This window comes from Lentisalinibacter sediminis, from assembly GCF_040706615.1.
Classification (GTDB): Bacteria; Pseudomonadota; Gammaproteobacteria; order Steroidobacterales; family Woeseiaceae; genus Lentisalinibacter; species Lentisalinibacter sediminis.
Window position 1 is genome coordinate 198,223 of record NZ_JAPDRF010000002.1, and the last position, 17,484, is coordinate 215,706.

Here is a 17,484-nt window from a genome sequence, read left to right on the forward strand (position 1 = left end):
TTCAGTCCTCGAGCAGTATCGTGCTCGCCGCGTCCCAGGACAGGTAGACCTCGTCTTCCCAGTCGATCGGGCGATCGGCCGAGCGGCGCCGGTTCTGCGCGCTCACCAGCACCACCTTGCCGCTGGCGAGCCGCACCTGATAGAGGGACAGATTGCCGAAATAGCCGAAGTCCCAGACGACGCCGCGCAGCGTCGTCTGACCGTCTCCGGCCGGCGGCTCCTTGTCGATGTAGATCTTCTCCGGGCGAATCGCGATACTCGCCTGCCGGCCGGGGGCGAGGTCCTGCGACGTCTCCGCCTGCAGGACGGTGCCGGCGTCGGCGCATTCGACGGCCACGCGGCCCCGCCCCGCCTCCGTCACGCGGCCCTCGAAGATATTGATATTGCCGATGAACTCCGCGACGAAACGGGAGGCGGGATACTCGTAGATGCGCTTCGGCGTATCCACCTGGCGCAGCCGCCCCGCCTCCATCACCGCGATGCGGGTGGAGAGCATCATCGCCTCCTCCTGGTCGTGGGTGACCACGACGAAGGTGATGCCGAGCTCGTCCTGGAGATTGGCGAGCTCGAACTGGGTGTGCTCCCGCAGCTTGCGGTCGAGGGCGGCCAGCGGCTCGTCCAGCAGCAACACCTTCGGCTGTTTCACGAGTGAGCGTGCCAGCGCCACCCGCTGGCACTGCCCGCCGGAGAGCTGCCCGGGCCGGCGCCCGGCGAACTCCGTGAGTTTCACGAGTTCCAGTATGGCGGCCACCCGGTCGTCGATCTCGCCGCGGGGCCGGCGCTCCTTCTTCAGGCCGTACGCGATGTTGTCCCGCACGCTCATGTGCGGGAAGAGCGCGTAGGACTGGAACATCATGTTGACCGGACGCCGGTAGGGCGGCTGGTCGGTCACGTCGGCGCCGTCGATGATCACGCGGCCGGCGCTGGGCGTCTCGAAGCCCGCCATGATTCTGAGCAGCGTCGTCTTGCCGCAGCCGGAGGCGCCGAGAATCGAGAAGAGTTCACCGCGGTAGATGGCGAGATCCACGCCGTCCACCGCCACGAAATCGCCGAAGCGCTTGCCGATGCCCTGCAGCTCGATGAACGGGCGCGCGCCGGGCTCCTCCCAGGGGCGTTCCGCCGCCTTCTGCTCCGGCGTCCGCGCGCCCGGCACCGCCCCCTGCATCAGATGCCGCTCTTCACCCGCGCCCAGGCCCGCGTGCGCGGGCGCTCCATCTTCGGCGGAGCCACCGGCGCGAGATGGGCACGCTCCCAGACGGCGTCGTCGGGATAGATGCCGGGGTCGTTCACGACCGCCGGGTCGAGCAGCGGCAGCGAGGAGCGGTTGCCGTTCGCGTAGTAGACGTAGTTGGAGATGTCGGCGATCACCTCGGGGCGCAGCAGGAAGTTGATGAAGCGATACGCATTGTCCGGGTGCGGCGCGTCCGCCGGGATATACAGCCCGTCGTACCACAGCATCGTGCCCTCGGCCGGCACCGTGTACTCGAGGTGCACCGGCGCCGCCGTCTCGGCCGCGCGCGCCGCCGCCTGCGCATAGTCGCCGGACCAGCTCATCGCGATGCAGACCTCGCGATTCGGCAGATCGCTGATCATCTTCGTGGAGCTGAAGTAGCGGATATAGGGCCGGACGCGCATCAGCTGCTCCTCCGCCGCCTGCAGATGCGCCGGCTCGAGGCTGCCGGGCGGCAGACCCAGATAAGCCTGCACCATCGGAAAGACGTCGGTGGGCGAGTCCAGCAGCGTGACGCCGCAACCGGCGAAGCGCTTAACGATCTCCGGGTCGAAGAGCATCCTCGCGCTGTGCACGGGCGCATCGGGCATGCGCTCGCGCACCAGGTCCACGTTATAGGCGAAACCGGTCGTGCCCCACATGTACACGGCGGAGTGTTCGTTGGCACCGGGGTAGCCCTCCACCTGTTCGATGATCTTCGGATCCATGTGCTTCCAGTTCGGCAGCCTGGAGCGGTCCAGCGGCTGGTAGATGCCGATGGGGATCAGTCGGGCCGAGAACTGCCCCGAGTGCACGACGACGTCGTAGCCGGTGTTGCCGGCGAGCAGTTTCGCATCGACGATCTCGGAGGAATCGTAGGTGTCGTAGTTCACCTCGATGCCGGTCTCGCGCTCGAAGCGCTCGATGGTGTCCGGGCCGATGTAGTCTGACCAGTTGAAGACGTTCACCACCTTCGCGCCGCCGTCGCCACCCGAATCGCCGCGATCGCCGCAGCCTGCGCCCAGGAGGACGAGGCCGGCGACGAGGATGAACGCCCAGACAGACGATGGAGCCGACACGGCCGGTACGAATCGCATCGCCCCCTTATGCGCAAAATACGGCGGGTTGTAAAGCGGCGGCGGCGGCCGATTCCGCCGCAGGCGGGCCTCACATGCCATCGAGTCCGCGTTTCAGCAGGCAGCCGGCGATGATCTGGCGCTGGATCTCGCTGGTGCCCTCCCAGATGCGGTCGACGCGCAGTTCGCGGAAGAACCGCTCGGCCACGTTCTCGCGCATGTAGCCACGGCCGCCGAAGATCTGCACGGCCCGGTCGGCCACACGGTTGGCCATCTCCGAGGCGTACAGCTTCACCAGCGAGCAACGGGCGTGCAATGTCTTCACGTCCTCGCCCCGATCCTGGGCCGCGGCTGCCTCGTAGGTCATGAGCCGCGCCGCCCACAGCTCGGTGACGCTGTCGGCCAGCAGTGCCTGGATGGCCTGTTTCTTTGCCAGCGGTTCGCCGCCGACCTCACGGCCCGCCGCGAACACCGTGGCCTCCTCGATCAGCCGCGCCGCCGCACCGCAGCAGCGCGCTCCGATCATCAGCCGCTCGCGCCGGAACCAGGCCCGTGTGTAGGTCATGCCGTCCCCGGCCCGCCCGACCCGTGCCGCGGCCGGCACCCGGACGTCGGCGAACCGATAGGTGGGATGATGCGCGGCGAAGGTATGGCTGAAGTGGGGGCAGGCGATCATCTCGATGCCGGGCGTGTCCTTGTCGACGAAGAACAGCGCCTGCTCCTCCCCCCCGTCGACACGGCCCTGGAACCAGAAAAAATCCGCGAGGTTCGCGCTCGTGACGTACCACTTCTCGCCGTTCAACAGATAGTCGTCGCCGTCGCGGGCGGCGGTCGCAGTCAGGGCGGCCACGTCCGAACCGGGGCCGGCCTCGGTGATGGCATAGCAGTCGTGCCGCTCGCCACGCATCAGCGGCAGGATGTAGCGCTCGATCTGCTCCTCGCTGCAGGCCGCGAACATCCAGCTCTGCGGCTCGGCGAAGCACCAGGACAGCGCATTGGTGGTGCGCCCGAGCTGCTCCCAGACGGCGGCCTGGGTCACGATCGGCAGTCCGAGGCCGCCATACTCCTGCGGCACGTCCATGGCACTGAAACCCAGTTCCAGCGCTCGTGCCTTGTTGCGAGCCCCGGTGTCGGGCGGGAGGCGGCCCTCGTCGAGCTCCGCCTCGATCTCGTGGGGCTGCAGATAATCCTCGGCGAAGCGCCGCGCCCTCTCCTGCCATTCCCGGCTCGTTTCGTCCAGCTCTAGGTCCATTCTTGCCTTTCTCCCGGCCGCTTGTGTTCAGCCCTGCATCAGTCCCGCCAGATGCCGCGGGAACAGGCTCTCCAGCATGGCGAAGGTGGTGTCCCGAGCCCGCCGCCGACTCCATTCGTTGGGACTCATGAGGCAGTTCAGCCACAGCCCGTCGGTCAGCGCGGCCAGGGAATCGGCGATGGTGCGCGCGTCCATGCCCCCGCCACCGCCCTGCGCCAGCAACTCTTCCACCACGGCGGTCAACCGCCGCGCATTGGCGGAATCACGCGCGCGGCAGATGCGTCGGTAGGTGGGCCGGGACTTCGCCTCGCCATAGAAAGCAAACCACACGGCCAGGCTGCGCCGGTTGCAGACCGCCGGGCTGAAATCGGCCGCCACCACGGCTGCCAGCCTGTCGCCGGGCTCCGGCCCGGCGCCCGCCAGGGCCTCCGCCACGGTGGACTCGTACTGGTCCGCAAGGCTGCGCAGCGTCTCGTTCAGCAGATTGTCCTTGCTCTGGAAATGCAGATTTACGATACCCTGCGCCAGCCCGGCCTCCGCCGCCACTTCGCCGAGCGTGAGCCCGCTGATGCCCGAGCGCTCGATGCATACGAGCGTGGCATCGATGAGCTGGCGCCGTCGGACCTCCGGTGCGGCGCGGCTGGCGCGCTGTCTCGTCATTGGTCTATGATAGCGCTTAATGAATGATTGTTCATTCACTTTATTGACACGATGCGTGTGCCGCCGACAGCCGCGGCCGAGGAACGGACCATGCGTGACCTGACGAAATCCAATGAACACTTTCGCAAGGCATCCACCCGACTGCCTCTCGGCGTGGCGTCGAACTTCCGTTACTGGGGAGAGGACCGCACCATCTACATCCGCGAGGGCCGGGGCGGACGCCTGACCGACATCGACGGCAACGTCTACGTGGATTACCGGCTCGGATACGGGCCCTGCATCCTCGGCTACGCCGACCCCCGCGTCGATGCCGCGGCACGGGACGGGATGGACGTCGGCGGCGTCTTCGCGCTCGCGACCGAGCGCGAGTACGAGGTGGCCGAGAAGATCGCCCGCATGGTTCCCTCGGCAGAGCTGGTGCGCTACTCCAACTCCGGCACGGAAGCGGTCATGGCCGCGTTGCGCCTGGCTCGTGGCTATACCGGCAAGGACTCCTACGTGGTTGTGGAGGGAGGCTACCACGGCGTGTTCGACTCCGTGCTGTGGTACTCCGACGTGGAGGAGTGGGAGCCGGGGGACGGCAAGCCCGAGGTCATGCCCTACAGCGAGGGCGTGCCGAACCTGATGAAAAAGCTCTATCACACGGTGCCGCTGAACGACGCCCAGGCACTGGAGGACGTGCTGCGCCGCCACGGCGACGACATCGCCGCATTCCTGATCGAACCGATCATGGGCAACTGCTGTTCGATCACCGCGGAAGCGCAGTATCTCGCGGACGTGCGGGAGCTCTGCAGCCGGTACGGCGTGCTGATGATCGTGGACGAGGTGAAGACCGGCTTCCGGGTGGCGAAGGGCGGCGTGCAGGAGTTGTTCGGTATCGAGGCGGATCTCTGCACCTTCGCCAAGGCCGTTGCCAACGGCTACCCGCTGGCGGTGCTGGCAGGCCGTGAGGAGTTCATGCGAAAGATCGAGGACGGCGTCGTCCACGGCGGCACGTTCACCGCCCATTCGGTGGCGCTAGCGGCGGCCGAGAAGACGCTCGAGATTCTCGAGGAGACCGACGCGCTCGCCACCATCGAGGACTACGGCCGGCGCCTGCAGGCCGGCATCGGCGAGATACTGGACGGCCGGTCGATACCCCATTGCTTCGTCGGCCATCCCTCGATGGGCGGGTTGTTCTTCCGCGAGGAGCCGCCGCGAGATTACCGCGACTGGGTCAACACCGACTACGGGTTCTACGACAGCCTGGCGCCTCACCTGCACGACCTCGGCGTACTGGTCGAGCCGGACTCCCGGGAGCCCTGGTTCATCTGCGAGGCGCACGAGACCGGCGACTGCCTCGGCGAGACCCTCGAACGCTTCGAGGCGGCCCTGGAACGCAAGCTGGCCCATGACGCCGGGCGGGCCGCGGCGCGGCGCAGCACTGCCTCCTGACGACAGGCCAGGCGCAGGTTGAACGTCCCCGCTCACCGCCTCGACCCGCTGCTCCGGCCGCGCTCCATCGCGCTGGTCGGCGCCTCCGCACGCCAGTCGAGCATGGGGCAGCTCGCCCTCGCAAACCTCATCGCCAGCGGCTATGCGGGGCGCGTCTACCCGGTCAATCCGCGCTACACCGAACTGGCCGGTCTGGAATGCCTGCCGAGCCTCTCCTCGCTGCCCGAGGTGCCGGAGATGGTGATCTTCGCAGTCTCCGACGAGCGTATCGAAGCCGCGCTGGAAGATGCACTGCAGGCGGGCACGGCCGCCGTCACGATCATGTCCGCACTCGCCGCCCCTGACGATGCCGCAGCGCGGGCAGCCGGGCGGCCGGTGCTGCGCGAGCGCATCGCCGCAAGGCTGGCGGAAGCCGGCGTGCTGTGCTGCGGCGGTAACGGCATGGGCTACTACAACGTCCGGGACCGGGTCTGGGCCACCGGCTTCGATGCCCGCCAGCACGAGCCGCCGGGCAACGTCGCGCTGATCTCGCAATCCGGTGCCGGCATGTGCGGCATCGTCGACTGCGACGAGCGCCTCGCCTTCAACCTCGCCGTGTCCACGGGCCAGGAGCTCACGACCGGCGTCGACGAATATCTCGATTTCGCCCTGGAGCTGCCCGAGACGCGGGCGGTGGGACTGTTCCTCGAGCGGGCACGCAATGCGGCGGGCCTCGCCGCCGGCTTCGCCAAGGCCGGAGAGCGCGGCATCCCGATCGTCGTGGTCAAGACCGGCCGCACGGCGTGGTCGGCCGAGCTGGCCGTCTCCCACTGCGGCATGCTGGCCGGCGACGACGCGGCCTACGACGCCCTGTTCGAGCGCTACGGCGTGCAGCGCGTGCGCGACCTCGACGAACTCGCCAATGCCCTCATCCTGTTCGCACAGCCCCGTCGGCCCGCCGCCGGTGCGGTCGTCTCCCTGCACGATTCCGGCGGCGAGCGGCAGCTCATGGTGGATCTCGCGGCCGACACCGGCGTCGAACTGACCGACCTCGCCCCTGCCACGGTGCGCAGACTGGAGGCCGTGCTCGATCCGGAGCTGCCCGCCGTGAACCCGCTGGACGGCTGGAGCCGCGGCGGCGCGGAGGCCGAAGAGCGGATGGCGGAGGCCCTCGGTATCCTCATGAGCGACCCGGGCGCCGCCATCGGCCTGCTGGTGCACGATCGCGCGCCCTACGGCCGGATCTACGAGAGCTATGTGGACTACATGCGCCGCGCGCATGCGGCCAGCGGGAAACCCGTGGTGCTGATCGGCTCGCGGCAGGGCACCGGCAGCGACCCGCTGGTGATCAGCACCACCCGGGATCTCGGCTTTCCGGTACTCGACGGCGTCCCGGCCGCCCTGGCGGCAGTGCGCTGCCTGCTCGCCTGGCGGGACAGCCGCGAACGGTCCGAACCCGTGGCACCTCCTGCCCCGGCCGACGCCGGCCCGCGCTGGCGCGAACGACTGGCGGGCGGCGCCTCACCGGACAGTGCCACCGCACTGGCGATGCTGGGGGATTTCGGCATCCCCGTCACTGCGAGCGAAATCGCGCATTCCGAGGACGAGGCCGTGGCCGCCTGGCGGCGCGTCGGCGGCCCGGTCGCGCTGAAGACCTCGGCTCCGGGCATTGCCCATCGCAGCGAGGTCGACGGTGTGCGGCTGGGGCTGAACGAACGCACCCGGGTGGCGCAGACCTGGCGGGAACTCGCCGGCCGCTTCGGCCCTGCGGTGGAGGTCTCCGCCATGCAGCCCGCCGGCATCGAGGTGCTGCTCGGCATGAGCACGGACCCGGACCTGGGTCCGGTGATCGCCATAGGCACCGGCGGCATCCATACCGAGCTCCACGCCGATGTCGCCTTCGCCCTGCCGCCCTTCGACGCGGCCTGGGCGCGGCGGCTGATCGAGCGCCTGCGACTGCGCCCGCTGCTGGACGGCGCGCGGGGCCGGCCGCCGGCCGATGTTGACGCCCTGTGCGACGCGGCCGCAAGATTCTCCGTTATGGCAGCCGAACTCGGCGACGTCATCCGGGAGATCGACGTCAACCCCCTCCTCGTCCATGCCGGAGGCTGCGTCGCCGTCGACGCGCTCACGGTAATGCACGACGACAAGACCCCAGAGAGGCAAACAGCATGACACTGGAAGCACTGGCAGAATACGACGCCCCGCGCTGGCATCAGGCCGCGGACCGACTGAAGAAGCGGCTGGAGACCCGGCTGTTCATCAACGGAGAATTCGTGGACGCCATCGACGGCGGCCGCTTCGAGACCGTGAATCCCGCCACCGGCGAAGTGCTCGCCGAGATGGCCGAGGGCACGGCGAAGGATATCGATGCCGCCGTCGCCGCGGCGAAGTCCGCCTTCCGCTCGGGCGTGTGGTCGAAGATGGCGCCGCGCAAGCGCATGGAGATCCTGTATCGCTTCGCCGATCTCGTGGCGGAGCACGCCGAGGAACTGTCACTCATGGACACGCTGGACATGGGCAAGCCCATCGCCGACATGCTGTCCGTGGACGTGCCGCTGGTGGCGGACACCATCCGCTTCATGAGCGAGAGCATCGACAAGATCGAGGGCGCCATCACGAATACCGCCAGCGACGCGATGAACCTCGTGCTGCGCGAGCCGCTGGGCGTGGTGGGGGCGATCTCTCCCTGGAACTATCCGCTGCTGATGGCGGCGTGGAAATATGCGCCGGCGCTTGCGGCCGGCAACACCGTCGTCCTGAAGCCCGCCGAACAGTCGCCGCTGTCCAATCTGCGCATCGCCGAACTCTTCGTCGAGGCCGGCGGTCCGCCGGGCGTGTTCAACGTGGTGAACGGCATGGGCGAGACCGCCGGCAAGGCCCTGGCGCTGCACAACGACGTCGCCAAGATCTCCTTCACCGGCTCCACCGCGGTCGGCAAGCTGATCCTGCAGTACGCCGGACAATCCAACATGAAGAAAGTCGGACTGGAATGCGGCGGCAAGTCACCGCAGGTGTTCATGGACGACCTGCCCGACCTCGGACGGGCGGTCGAGACCGCCTACCATGCCATCTATGCCAACATGGGCGAGGTGTGCAATGCCGGCTCGCGGATCATGGTGGACCGCAAGATCTACGACGAGTTCGTGGAGCGTTTCGTCGCCGAGGGCAAGAATGCCTACAAGGCCGGCGATCCGCTCGACCCCGCGACGAACCTCGGTCCGCTCGTGACGCATCAGGATCAGAAGCGGGTGCTCGGCATGATCGAGACCGGCAGGAAGGAAGGCGCGAAACTGATGTTCGGCGGCACCGCCTCCGAGCAGTATCCCAAGGGCGCCTACGTGGATCCCACGCTGTTCGTCGACGTGAACAACGACATGACCATCGCCCGCGAGGAGATCTTCGGGCCGGTGGCGAGCGTCATCCCCTTCGACGGCGCCGACGAGGCCATCCGGGTCGCCAACGACACCATCTACGGCCTCGCCGCCAGCATCTGGACCCGCGACATACGCACCGCCCATCGCTTCATCCGGGAATTCGAGGCCGGCATCATCTGGGTCAACACCTACGACGAAGCCGACATGACGCAGCCATTCGGTGGCTACAAGCAGTCCGGCAACGCCCGCGACAAGTGCTTCGACAGCCTGCTGGAATACACCCAGACCAAATCAGCCTGGATCAGCCTCGCCTGAGGCGGGCGACGGTACCCGCAGGCAGGGGAGGAGGAAGAAGAATGGCAGCGCCCGACGGAAGGCTGGAGGAGTACCTCGCCGCGCACCCCGACTGCGGCATGATGGAGCTGCTGATCGCCGACATGGTGGGCGTACTGCGCGGCAAGCGCGTGCTGCCGGAGGAGTTCGCAAAGGTCTTCTCGAAGGGCTTCAACATCCCGGGCAGCGTGGTCATGCTCGACTCCATGGGCGCCGTGATAGCCGGCCTGCCCTACGGTGCCGACGACGGCGACCCGGATGTCTACGCCCGGCCGATCCCGGAGACCCTGGCGCCGATCCCCTGGGCGCGGCGGGACTGTGCCCAGGTGCTTTTCTCCCTGTACGAACGCGACGGCGCCCCCTACTTCGCCGACCCCCGCCACGTACTCGAACGCGCCGCGCTGCCTCTCAGAGAGATGGGGCTCACGATCGTCATGGCGGTCGAGCTCGAGTTCTATCTGCTGGATGCGGCGCACACCGGCGTCGCGCCCCGCATGCCGGCGATCATCGGCACCGGCCACGGCCAGCGAGGCGAACAGGTCTATCACCCGCAGGATCTGTGGGACATCGAGGAGTTCCTGGACGAGCTCATGGCGATGTGCCAGGCGCAGTCGCTGCCGGTCGGCACCACCATCTCCGAGTTCGCCCCGGGGCAGTTCGAGGTCAATCTCCATCACGTCGCGGACCCGCTGGCGGCCTGTGACCACGCGGTGCTGCTGAAACGGGTCATCCGCGCCGTCGCACGCCGCCACGGTACCGCGGCCTGTTTCATGGCGAAGCCGTTCGGCGAATACACGGGCAACGGCCTGCACCTGCACGTGAGCCTGGTGCGCGCGGACGGCAGCAATTTCTTCTCCGGCGGCGATCCGGCTCTCGCCGAAGCGCCCTTCGACGCCGCGCTGCGCCATGCCATCGGCGGGCTGCAGGAGACCATGGCGGACGCCATGGCCATCTTCGCGCCGAACGCCAATTCCTACCGCCGGCTGCGGCCTGATTTCTTCGCCCCGGTGACGCCGAACTGGGGTGTGAATCACCGCGGCGTGTCGCTGCGCATCCCGCTGTCGGGACCGAACAACCTGCGCATCGAACACCGCACGGCCGGCGCGGACGCGAACCCCTATCTGGTGGCGGCCGCCGTGCTCGCCGGCATCCACCATGGCATCAGCCGCGGCATCGAGCCGGGCCCGATGGTGGCCGAGGGCGCGAGCATCGAACCCGAGGTGACCCTGCCGATACGCTGGGAGGCGGCGCTGGAGCATTTCGGCGCCAGCGGCTTCCTGCATGAGTACCTGGGCGACGAGTACTGCCGGGTCTACGAGCATGCGCGCCGGGTCGAGAACCAGCGCATCCACAACGAGATAACCGACCGTGATTACCAATGGTATCTGAGGAACGTCTGAACGACGCTCCCGGGGAGCCGGAAAATGAAGCCGGAATCCGGCCGAGCACACTACTGGCTGCCGACCCGCGCGGGCGAGCGGGCCAGCCTGGCGGCGATAAGCGGGCCGCTGATCGCCGCGTACCTGGTCGAGATGGCAATGCTGATCATCGACATGATTATCGTCGGCCACCTCGGCAGTATCGAACTCGCCGCGGTGGGCCTGGCCGGCGACTGGTTCTATGTGTTGCTGCTGATCGGTATGGGCACGGTTTCGATGGTCGCCGTGCTGGTGGCCCAGGCCCGGGGCCGCGGGGACATGCAGGCGGCCGGGCGGGTGGTCGAGCAGGGCCTGCTCGTCGCCACGGTGTTCTCGCTGCCGGTGATGATCGCCACCTGGTATCTCGCGCCGCTGCTCGGGCTGGCCGCCCAGGACCCCCGGGTGGTGGCGGCCGTCGCTCCCTACGCCCAGGCACTGACGTTCGCGGTGCTGCCGATCCTGTGGTTCACGGTCCTCAGGAATTACGTCACCGCGGTCGAGAAGCCGATGGTGATCTTCGTTCTGTCGGTCGCGGCGCTGATACTGAACGCCGGGCTGAACTACACGCTGGTGTTCGGCCATTTCGGCTTCCCGGCGCTGGGCGTGCTCGGTGCCGGCCTCGGCACGACCATCGTCAGCTGGCTGATGTTTGTCGCGCTGGCCATCCATGTGGGCGGACGGGGCGGCCTGCGCGTACGCTGGTCGCGCGCGATCCTGCGTCCGGATCGGCCACTGGCCGGGAAGCTCGTGTCGCTCGGCCTGCCGGTGGCGGGGGCGCAGCTGCTCTCCGGGGGCATGTTCACGGTGGCGGCCGTGCTGGTGGGACTGCTGGGCGCCGTACAGCTGGCGGCGCAGCAGATCGTCTACACGGTGGTCTACGTCTCGCTCAGCGTCGCGGCCGGCCTCGGCGATGCCGTGCGGGTGCGCGTCGCGTTCGGCACCGGCAAGGGCAGTCCGCCGGCGGCGCGTCAGGCCGCTGCCATCACGCTGCGCATGGGGCTGGCGGTGCTCGGCATCGCCGCCGTAGTGCTCTGGTTCTTTCCGGCGGCGATCGTCGAACTGTTCCTCGACCCGGCGCAACCGGACGCGCGCGCGGTACGCGAGGCGGCGGCCTCCTTCGCCTTCGCGGCCGGCCTGTTCCAGCTGCTGATCGGGCTGCAGATCATCGCCGCCAACGCCATGCGAGGACTGGGCGACACGCGCACACCGATGCTCTATGCCGTGCTGGGCTACTGGCTGCTCGGCCTCGGCAGCGGCACGGTGATGTGCTTCGTCTTCTGTCTGGGCGGCGTCGGCCTGTGGTGGGGCATGACGGGCGGCGTCGCCGTCTCCTCCACGCTCATGACACTCGCCTTCTTCCGCAAGGCCTCGGGCATGCAGCCCGTGGCGCTAACTTCATGAACCGGGCGCACCGGACGGGGCAGGGATAACTTGAAGACTTACGATGCCATCGTCGTCGGCGCAGGCCACAACGGCCTGACCACCGCGGCCTTCCTGGCGAAAGCCGGCCTCGACGTCGTGGTCGTCGAGAAGAACGACTACATCGGCGGCGCCGCGGTGAGCCGCAATCTCTACGACGACTGGATCTACTCCAACTGCTCCTACGTATGCAGCCTGCTGCGGCCCGAGATCTACCGGGCGCTGGACCTGTCCCGGCACGGCCTCCAGGTCACACCCTACGGCGGCAGCGTCACCTTCACCCGGGACGGCGACTATCTCGGCAGCTACTGGGACCACGAAGTCGCCCACCGGGAGATGGCGCGCCATTCCAAACGCGATGCGGATGCGTATCAGCGCTACTCCGCCGAGGTGATGCGTCAGACCCGCTTCATCCGCGACTTCCTGCTGCGCACGCCCCCGGACCCCACCTCCTTCCGACCGCGCGACCTGCGCGAACTCGCCCTGATCGGCGGCCGGCTGCTCGAGATGGACGAGGAGGCGATCTACGACACGATCCGCTTCTGGACCATGAGCATCGGCGAGTATCTGGAGGAGTTCTTCGAGACGGACGTCATCAAGGCCCATCTCGCCGGCAGCGGCATCATCGGCACGGCGCTCGGGCCGTATTCGCCGGGTACCGCCTACGTGCTGCTGCATCATTACATGGGCGAGGTGGACGGCAACATCGGGGCCTGGGGCTTCGCGCGGGGCGGCATGGGCGCGGTCAGCAACGCGATCGCCAGTGCACTGCAGTCCTTCGGCGGCGAGATACGCACCAACGCCGAGGTGAGCCGCATCATCGTCAGAGACGGACGGGTGCAGGGCGTGGCACTGGCCAACGGCGACGAGATCCGCGGTCACCGGGTCATATCGAACCTGGACGTGAAGCGGACCTTCCTGAACGTGATGGACCGCGGCGACCTCGACGACGAGTTCGTCCGCCGGGTGGAGAACTTCCACATCCGCGGCTCCTCCGGCAAGCTCAATATCGCACTGGACGGGCTGCCCACCTTCCCTGCGCTGCCGGAGTCGAGCCAGCTCATGAACGCGGACATGCACTTCATCGACTCGCTGGAGCGCATGGAACGGGCCTACGACGACTGGAAGGCGAAGACCTGGTCGAAGGACCCCTACGTCGACCTGGTGATCCCCACGGTCTCCGATCCCACCATGGCCCCGCCCGGCAAGCACTTCATGAGCTGCTTCGTGCAGTACTGCCCGCCGGAGCTGGATACCGGCGAATGGACCGACGCCGACCGCGACGCTTTCGGCCAGACGGTGATCGACCAGATCGCCGAGTACAGCCCGGATTTCAAGGATCTGATCCTGCACGTCGAGATCCGCACGCCGCGGGAACTCGAAGCCGAGGTCGGCCTCACCGAGGGCAACATCTTCCAGGGCGAACTCACCATGGACCAGCTCCTGTTCAACCGGCCCGTGCCCGGCTTCGCCCAGTACCGCGGACCGGTGAAGGGACTCTACATGTGTTCCTCCAGCACCCATCCCGGCGGCGGCGTGATGGCTGCGCCGGGAGCCAACGCGGCGCGGGAGATCCTGCGCGACATCAGGAAGCCCTCGACAGTACCGGAGAACTTCGGCGATGACTGAAAAGAAGACGGCCGAGGTGATCGTGATCGGTGCCGGGCATAACGGCCTCGCCTGCGCGGCCTATCTTGCCCGCGCAGGACGCGACGTGCTGGTGCTGGAGGCCGCCGACGGCGTCGGCGGCGCCGCCGCCACGCGGAGTTTCGCCGACGGCTTCCGCGTCTCCGGCTGCGCTCACCTCCTCTACCAGCTGCAACCGCAGGTGGCCGGTGAACTCGAACTCGCCCGTTTCGGTCTCGAGATGGCCGTGGCCGATGCGGCGACCACGGCCCTGTCACCCGACGGACACCACGTGCGCATCCGGGGCGCGGACCTCGAAGGCCGCGTGACCGAGCGCGATCGTGCCGGTCTGAGCGAATTCCGCGAGCGCATGCTGCGATTCGCGAAGCTGCTCGGCCCGTATCTGAATCGCCGCCCGCCGCTGCTCGTGAACAACGACACGGCGGACAAGATGACGATCGGCCGGCTCGGACTCGACATCCGCCGCCTGGGGCGGAAAGAGATGCAGGAGTTTCTGCGTCTGATCGCCATCAATATCTACGATGTCCTGCACGAGCATTTCGACACGGAACTCGTGCAGGGCGCCCTGGCACTCGACGCCGTGCTCGGGACCCATCTGGGACCGCGCTCTCCCAACAGCCTGCTCACCTACATCCATCGGCTCACCGGCGAGATCGACGGTAACCCCGGCGCAATTGCACTACCGAAGGGCGGCATGGGCCGCGTCGGCGAGGCTTTCGCCGGTGCCGCCCGAGCCGCCGGGGTCGACATCCGCTGCGATGCCCCGGTGCGACGCATCCGGGTGGACAACGGCCGCGTGGTCGGCGTCGAGCTGGAGGACGGGGAGAGGATCGACGCCCTCACCGTCGTCTCCAACGCCGACCCGAAGACCACGGTGCTGGGATTGCTCGGGGCCCGGCACGTCGAGACGGGCTTCACCCGGCGCATCCGCAACCTGCGCATGCGGGGCAATGCGGCGAAGCTGCATCTCGCGCTCGACGGTCTGCCCGAGTTCGCCGGCGTCGATCCGTCCGCGCTGGACGGCCGCCTCGTCATCGCGCCGGACATGGACTACGTCGAGCGTGCCTTCAACCCCGCCAAGTACGGGCAGTGGTCGGCGGAGCCGGTCATCGAGATCACGGTCCCGAGCGTCGGCGATCCGTCGCTGGCGCCGCCGGGCAGGCACGTCCTCTCGGCCGTGGTGCAGTACGCGCCCTATCGGCTGGACGGCGGCTGGGACGAGACGCAGACCGGCGTGTTCCGCGATCTGGTGATCGACACCATCGCCGCGTACGCGCCGGGGCTGCGTGACCGGATCGTTGCTGCGGAGCTGCTGAGTCCGGCGGACATCGAGCGCCTCTACCGCATGGGCGGCGGCCACTGGCACCAAGGGGAACTCGCGCTGGATCAGTTCCTGTTCACCCGGCCCGTGCCCGGCGCCGCGCAGTATGCGCTGCCGGCGGAGGGGCTCTACCTCTGCGGCGCCGGCGCGCACCCGGGCGGCAGCATCACCGGCGCGGCGGGCCGCAATGCCGCGACCGAGATACTGAAACGGGAGGGACCGTCATGAGCGCCCGGGGAGTCAGCGAGCGCGTCCTGCGCACCCATTTCCATACGCGCACCGCCGCCGCGAATCACCGCAATGCCTGGCAGGACTGGAAAGGCTACACCACCGCCGCCGAGTACACCGCCGCGGACCTCGAGTACTTCGCGATGCGCAATGCCGCGGGCGTGTTCGATCTCTGCCCCATGACCAAGTACCGCATCACCGGGCCCGAGGCGCTGCCCTACCTCGACCGCCTGGTGACCCGCGACATGACGAAGCTGAAGCCCGGCCGGGTCGCCTACGCCGTGTGGTGCAACGACGCCGGCAAGGTGATCGACGATGGCACCATCTTCCACCTGCGCGAGGGCGAGTACCGACTCTGTTCCCAGGAGCGTCACCTGGAATGGTTGCTCGATGCGGCCGACGGCTTCGACGTCACCGTCACCGAGGAGACCGCGGAGGTCGCCGCCCTCGCCCTGCAGGGGCCGACCTCCTGCGCGGTGCTGAAGGAGATGGGCCTCACCGACGTCGAACAGCTGAAACCGTTCGGACTGACCCGTTTCCGTTTCGAGGGCACCGAGCTCACCGTGTCGCGGACCGGCTTCACCGGCGACCTCGGCTACGAACTCTGGATCGACCCGGACCACGCCGAGATCCTCTGGGACCGCCTGTTCCTCGCCGGCAAGTACCGCGGCATAAGGGCGATCGGCAGCGAGGCGCTCGAGCTCTGCCGCATCGAGGCCGGTTTCATCCAGGCCGGAGTCGACTTCCTGCCCGCCGACGGGATCGTGCGGCCCGGCCGTGCCCGCTCGCCGTTCGAGCTGGGTCTCGACTGGCTGGTGGATTTCACCAAGCCGAATTTCAACGGGCGCAGGGCGCTGGCGGCGGAGCTGCGCCGCGGCTCCACCTGGCGACTGGTGAAGCTGGACATCGAGGGCAACAAGCCCGCCCACCATTCCTACATCTACGACTCGCGCAAGAAGCAGGCGGGCTTCGTGACGTCCGCGGCCTGGTCACCGGTGGCGAAGGCGAATATCGCGCTCGCGAGCGTCCGGCGGCCGGCCGGCGAGCCGGGCGGCCGGCTGTTCGCGGAGATCTACTACCAGCGCGAGATGCACTGGTCGCGCAAGATGGCTGCCGCCACGGTGGTGGAGAAGCCCTTCTGGGACCCGCCGCGCCGGCGCCAGACGCCGCCCGCCGATTACTGAGCGGCCGCGCCGTGCGCTATCGCTACTTCATCTGCGACGTCTTCACCGATACGCTGTTCGGTGGCAACCCGCTGGCCGTCCTGCCGGATGCGAGCGGCCTGGACACCAGGCGGATGCAGCAGATCGCCCGCGAGTTCAACTTCTCGGAGACCAGCTTCGTCTTGCCGCCGGAAGCCGGCGGCGACCGCCGGGTCAGGATATTCACCCCGAAGGTCGAGGTGCCCTTCGCCGGCCACCCGAACATCGGCACCGCGTTCGTGCTGGCTGCGAACGGCGAGCTGGACGGCCGCGATTCGGTACGGTTCGAGGAGGCCGCAGGGGAAGTCCGCGTCAGCATCGATCGCGGCGCCAATGGCGATGGCGAGGGCCGCATACGCTGCGAGCTGGCCGCGCCGGAGCCGCTGCAGCTCTCGGAGCCTGCATCCGCCGAGCTGGTCGCCGGCGCGCTCTCCCTGGAGCCCGACGATCTCGTCACGGAGACCCATCTGCCGCAGGCGGCCTCCGTCGGCCTGCCCTTTCTGATGGTCGAGCTGCCGGACGCGGCGACGCTGGCCCGCGCGCGGATCGACGCGGACATGTTCGAGGTGATCGCGGAGGCGGGGCTGCCGCCCGACATCCACATGTACGTCCGCAGCGACGACGAGTACGACATTCGCGCGCGCATGTTCGCGCCGCTGGACGGCGTGCCGGAAGATCCCGCGACCGGCAGCGCCAACTGCGCGCTGGCGGCCCTGCTGGCCCACTACGCGCCCGGCGACGACTGCGATCTGGGCTGGCGCATCCTGCAGGGTGCGGAAATGGGACGCCCGAGCACGCTCGAGGCCCGTGCGGTGAAACGGGACGGGCGGGTGACCGGCGCCTGGGTCGGCGGCGGCGCTATGATGTTCGCCGAAGGCTGGCTGGATATCGGCTGAAGCGCCGGCCTTGTCGAACTGGGCCGGCCCGG

At 68.4% G+C, this 17,484-nt stretch carries 13 protein-coding genes; 9 read left to right on the forward strand and 4 right to left on the reverse strand.

Annotation, left to right across the window (positions count from 1 at the left end):
* Position 1 precedes the first annotated feature (1 nt).
* From ACJMKX_RS03810 to betI, 4 genes are all read right to left on the reverse strand, one after another.
* On the reverse strand, positions 2-1,165 hold the full coding sequence (locus ACJMKX_RS03810) for an ABC transporter ATP-binding protein (protein WP_405221265.1): 1,164 nt from the start codon (positions 1,163-1,165) through the stop codon (positions 2-4).
* Positions 1,165-2,307 (reverse strand): polyamine ABC transporter substrate-binding protein, encoded by a 1,143-nt coding sequence (locus ACJMKX_RS03815; protein ID WP_405221267.1) that lies wholly within the window; start codon positions 2,305-2,307, stop codon positions 1,165-1,167. Before ACJMKX_RS03815 ends, ACJMKX_RS03810 begins: the two co-directional genes overlap by 1 nt.
* A gap of 70 nt (positions 2,308-2,377) precedes the next feature.
* The gene (locus ACJMKX_RS03820) at positions 2,378-3,538 is read right to left on the reverse strand and encodes an acyl-CoA dehydrogenase family protein (RefSeq protein ID WP_405221270.1); all 1,161 of its coding nucleotides are present in this window, start codon (positions 3,536-3,538) and stop codon (positions 2,378-2,380) included.
* A 27-nt stretch (positions 3,539-3,565) separates the two neighbouring features.
* Positions 3,566-4,198: a transcriptional regulator BetI gene (betI, locus tag ACJMKX_RS03825; protein ID WP_405221272.1), complete on the reverse strand. Its 633-nt coding sequence runs from the start codon at positions 4,196-4,198 to the stop codon at positions 3,566-3,568.
* 90 nt (positions 4,199-4,288) lie between these two features.
* Here betI and ACJMKX_RS03830 point away from each other — a divergent pair, with 90 nt between their 5' ends.
* The 9 genes from ACJMKX_RS03830 to ACJMKX_RS03870 are packed head-to-tail and all read left to right on the forward strand — an operon-like array spanning position 4,289 to position 17,452.
* Positions 4,289-5,632 (forward strand): aspartate aminotransferase family protein, encoded by a 1,344-nt coding sequence (locus tag ACJMKX_RS03830; protein ID WP_405221275.1) that lies wholly within the window; start codon positions 4,289-4,291, stop codon positions 5,630-5,632.
* 18 nt (positions 5,633-5,650) lie between these two features.
* Positions 5,651-7,786, forward strand: coding sequence for an acetate--CoA ligase family protein (locus tag ACJMKX_RS03835; RefSeq protein WP_405221278.1), 2,136 nt, complete (start codon positions 5,651-5,653; stop codon positions 7,784-7,786).
* A complete protein-coding gene (locus ACJMKX_RS03840) occupies positions 7,783-9,303 on the forward strand; it encodes an aldehyde dehydrogenase (protein ID WP_405221281.1) in 1,521 nt (506 codons plus the stop codon). Before ACJMKX_RS03835 ends, ACJMKX_RS03840 begins: the two co-directional genes overlap by 4 nt.
* A 41-nt stretch (positions 9,304-9,344) precedes the next feature.
* Entirely contained in the window at positions 9,345-10,721 is a 1,377-nt protein-coding gene (locus tag ACJMKX_RS03845) for a glutamine synthetase family protein (RefSeq protein ID WP_405221284.1), read from the forward strand.
* Between the two features lie 24 nt (positions 10,722-10,745).
* Positions 10,746-12,140: an MATE family efflux transporter gene (locus ACJMKX_RS03850; RefSeq protein ID WP_405221287.1), complete on the forward strand. Its 1,395-nt coding sequence runs from the start codon at positions 10,746-10,748 to the stop codon at positions 12,138-12,140.
* A 30-nt stretch (positions 12,141-12,170) separates the two neighbouring features.
* Positions 12,171-13,787 (forward strand): phytoene desaturase family protein, encoded by a 1,617-nt coding sequence (locus ACJMKX_RS03855; RefSeq protein WP_405221290.1) that lies wholly within the window; start codon positions 12,171-12,173, stop codon positions 13,785-13,787.
* A complete protein-coding gene (locus tag ACJMKX_RS03860) occupies positions 13,780-15,354 on the forward strand; it encodes a phytoene desaturase family protein (protein WP_405221293.1) in 1,575 nt (524 codons plus the stop codon). Before ACJMKX_RS03855 ends, ACJMKX_RS03860 begins: the two co-directional genes overlap by 8 nt.
* Positions 15,351-16,538: an aminomethyltransferase family protein gene (locus ACJMKX_RS03865; RefSeq protein ID WP_405221295.1), complete on the forward strand. Its 1,188-nt coding sequence runs from the start codon at positions 15,351-15,353 to the stop codon at positions 16,536-16,538. The genes ACJMKX_RS03860 and ACJMKX_RS03865 overlap by 4 nt, the downstream gene beginning before the upstream one ends.
* A gap of 11 nt (positions 16,539-16,549) precedes the next feature.
* Positions 16,550-17,452: a PhzF family phenazine biosynthesis protein gene (locus ACJMKX_RS03870; protein ID WP_405221298.1), complete on the forward strand. Its 903-nt coding sequence runs from the start codon at positions 16,550-16,552 to the stop codon at positions 17,450-17,452.
* Positions 17,453-17,484 lie beyond the last annotated feature (32 nt).

Excerpts from the sequence above, each read along its gene's own strand:
- ACJMKX_RS03810 (WP_405221265.1), bottom strand. The coding sequence starts at position 1,165 with ATGCAGGGGGCGGTGCCGGGCGCGCGGACGCCGGAGCAGAAGGCGGCG.
- ACJMKX_RS03815 (WP_405221267.1), bottom strand. The coding sequence starts at position 2,307 with ATGCGATTCGTACCGGCCGTGTCGGCTCCATCGTCTGTCTGGGCGTTC.
- ACJMKX_RS03820 (WP_405221270.1), bottom strand. The coding sequence starts at position 3,538 with ATGGACCTAGAGCTGGACGAAACGAGCCGGGAATGGCAGGAGAGGGCG.
- betI (WP_405221272.1), bottom strand. The coding sequence starts at position 4,198 with ATGACGAGACAGCGCGCCAGCCGCGCCGCACCGGAGGTCCGACGGCGC.
- ACJMKX_RS03830 (WP_405221275.1), top strand. The coding sequence starts at position 4,289 with ATGCGTGACCTGACGAAATCCAATGAACACTTTCGCAAGGCATCCACC.
- ACJMKX_RS03840 (WP_405221281.1), top strand. The coding sequence starts at position 7,783 with ATGACACTGGAAGCACTGGCAGAATACGACGCCCCGCGCTGGCATCAG.
- ACJMKX_RS03845 (WP_405221284.1), top strand. The coding sequence starts at position 9,345 with ATGGCAGCGCCCGACGGAAGGCTGGAGGAGTACCTCGCCGCGCACCCC.
- ACJMKX_RS03850 (WP_405221287.1), top strand. The coding sequence starts at position 10,746 with ATGAAGCCGGAATCCGGCCGAGCACACTACTGGCTGCCGACCCGCGCG.
- ACJMKX_RS03860 (WP_405221293.1), top strand. The coding sequence starts at position 13,780 with ATGACTGAAAAGAAGACGGCCGAGGTGATCGTGATCGGTGCCGGGCAT.
- ACJMKX_RS03865 (WP_405221295.1), top strand. The coding sequence starts at position 15,351 with ATGAGCGCCCGGGGAGTCAGCGAGCGCGTCCTGCGCACCCATTTCCAT.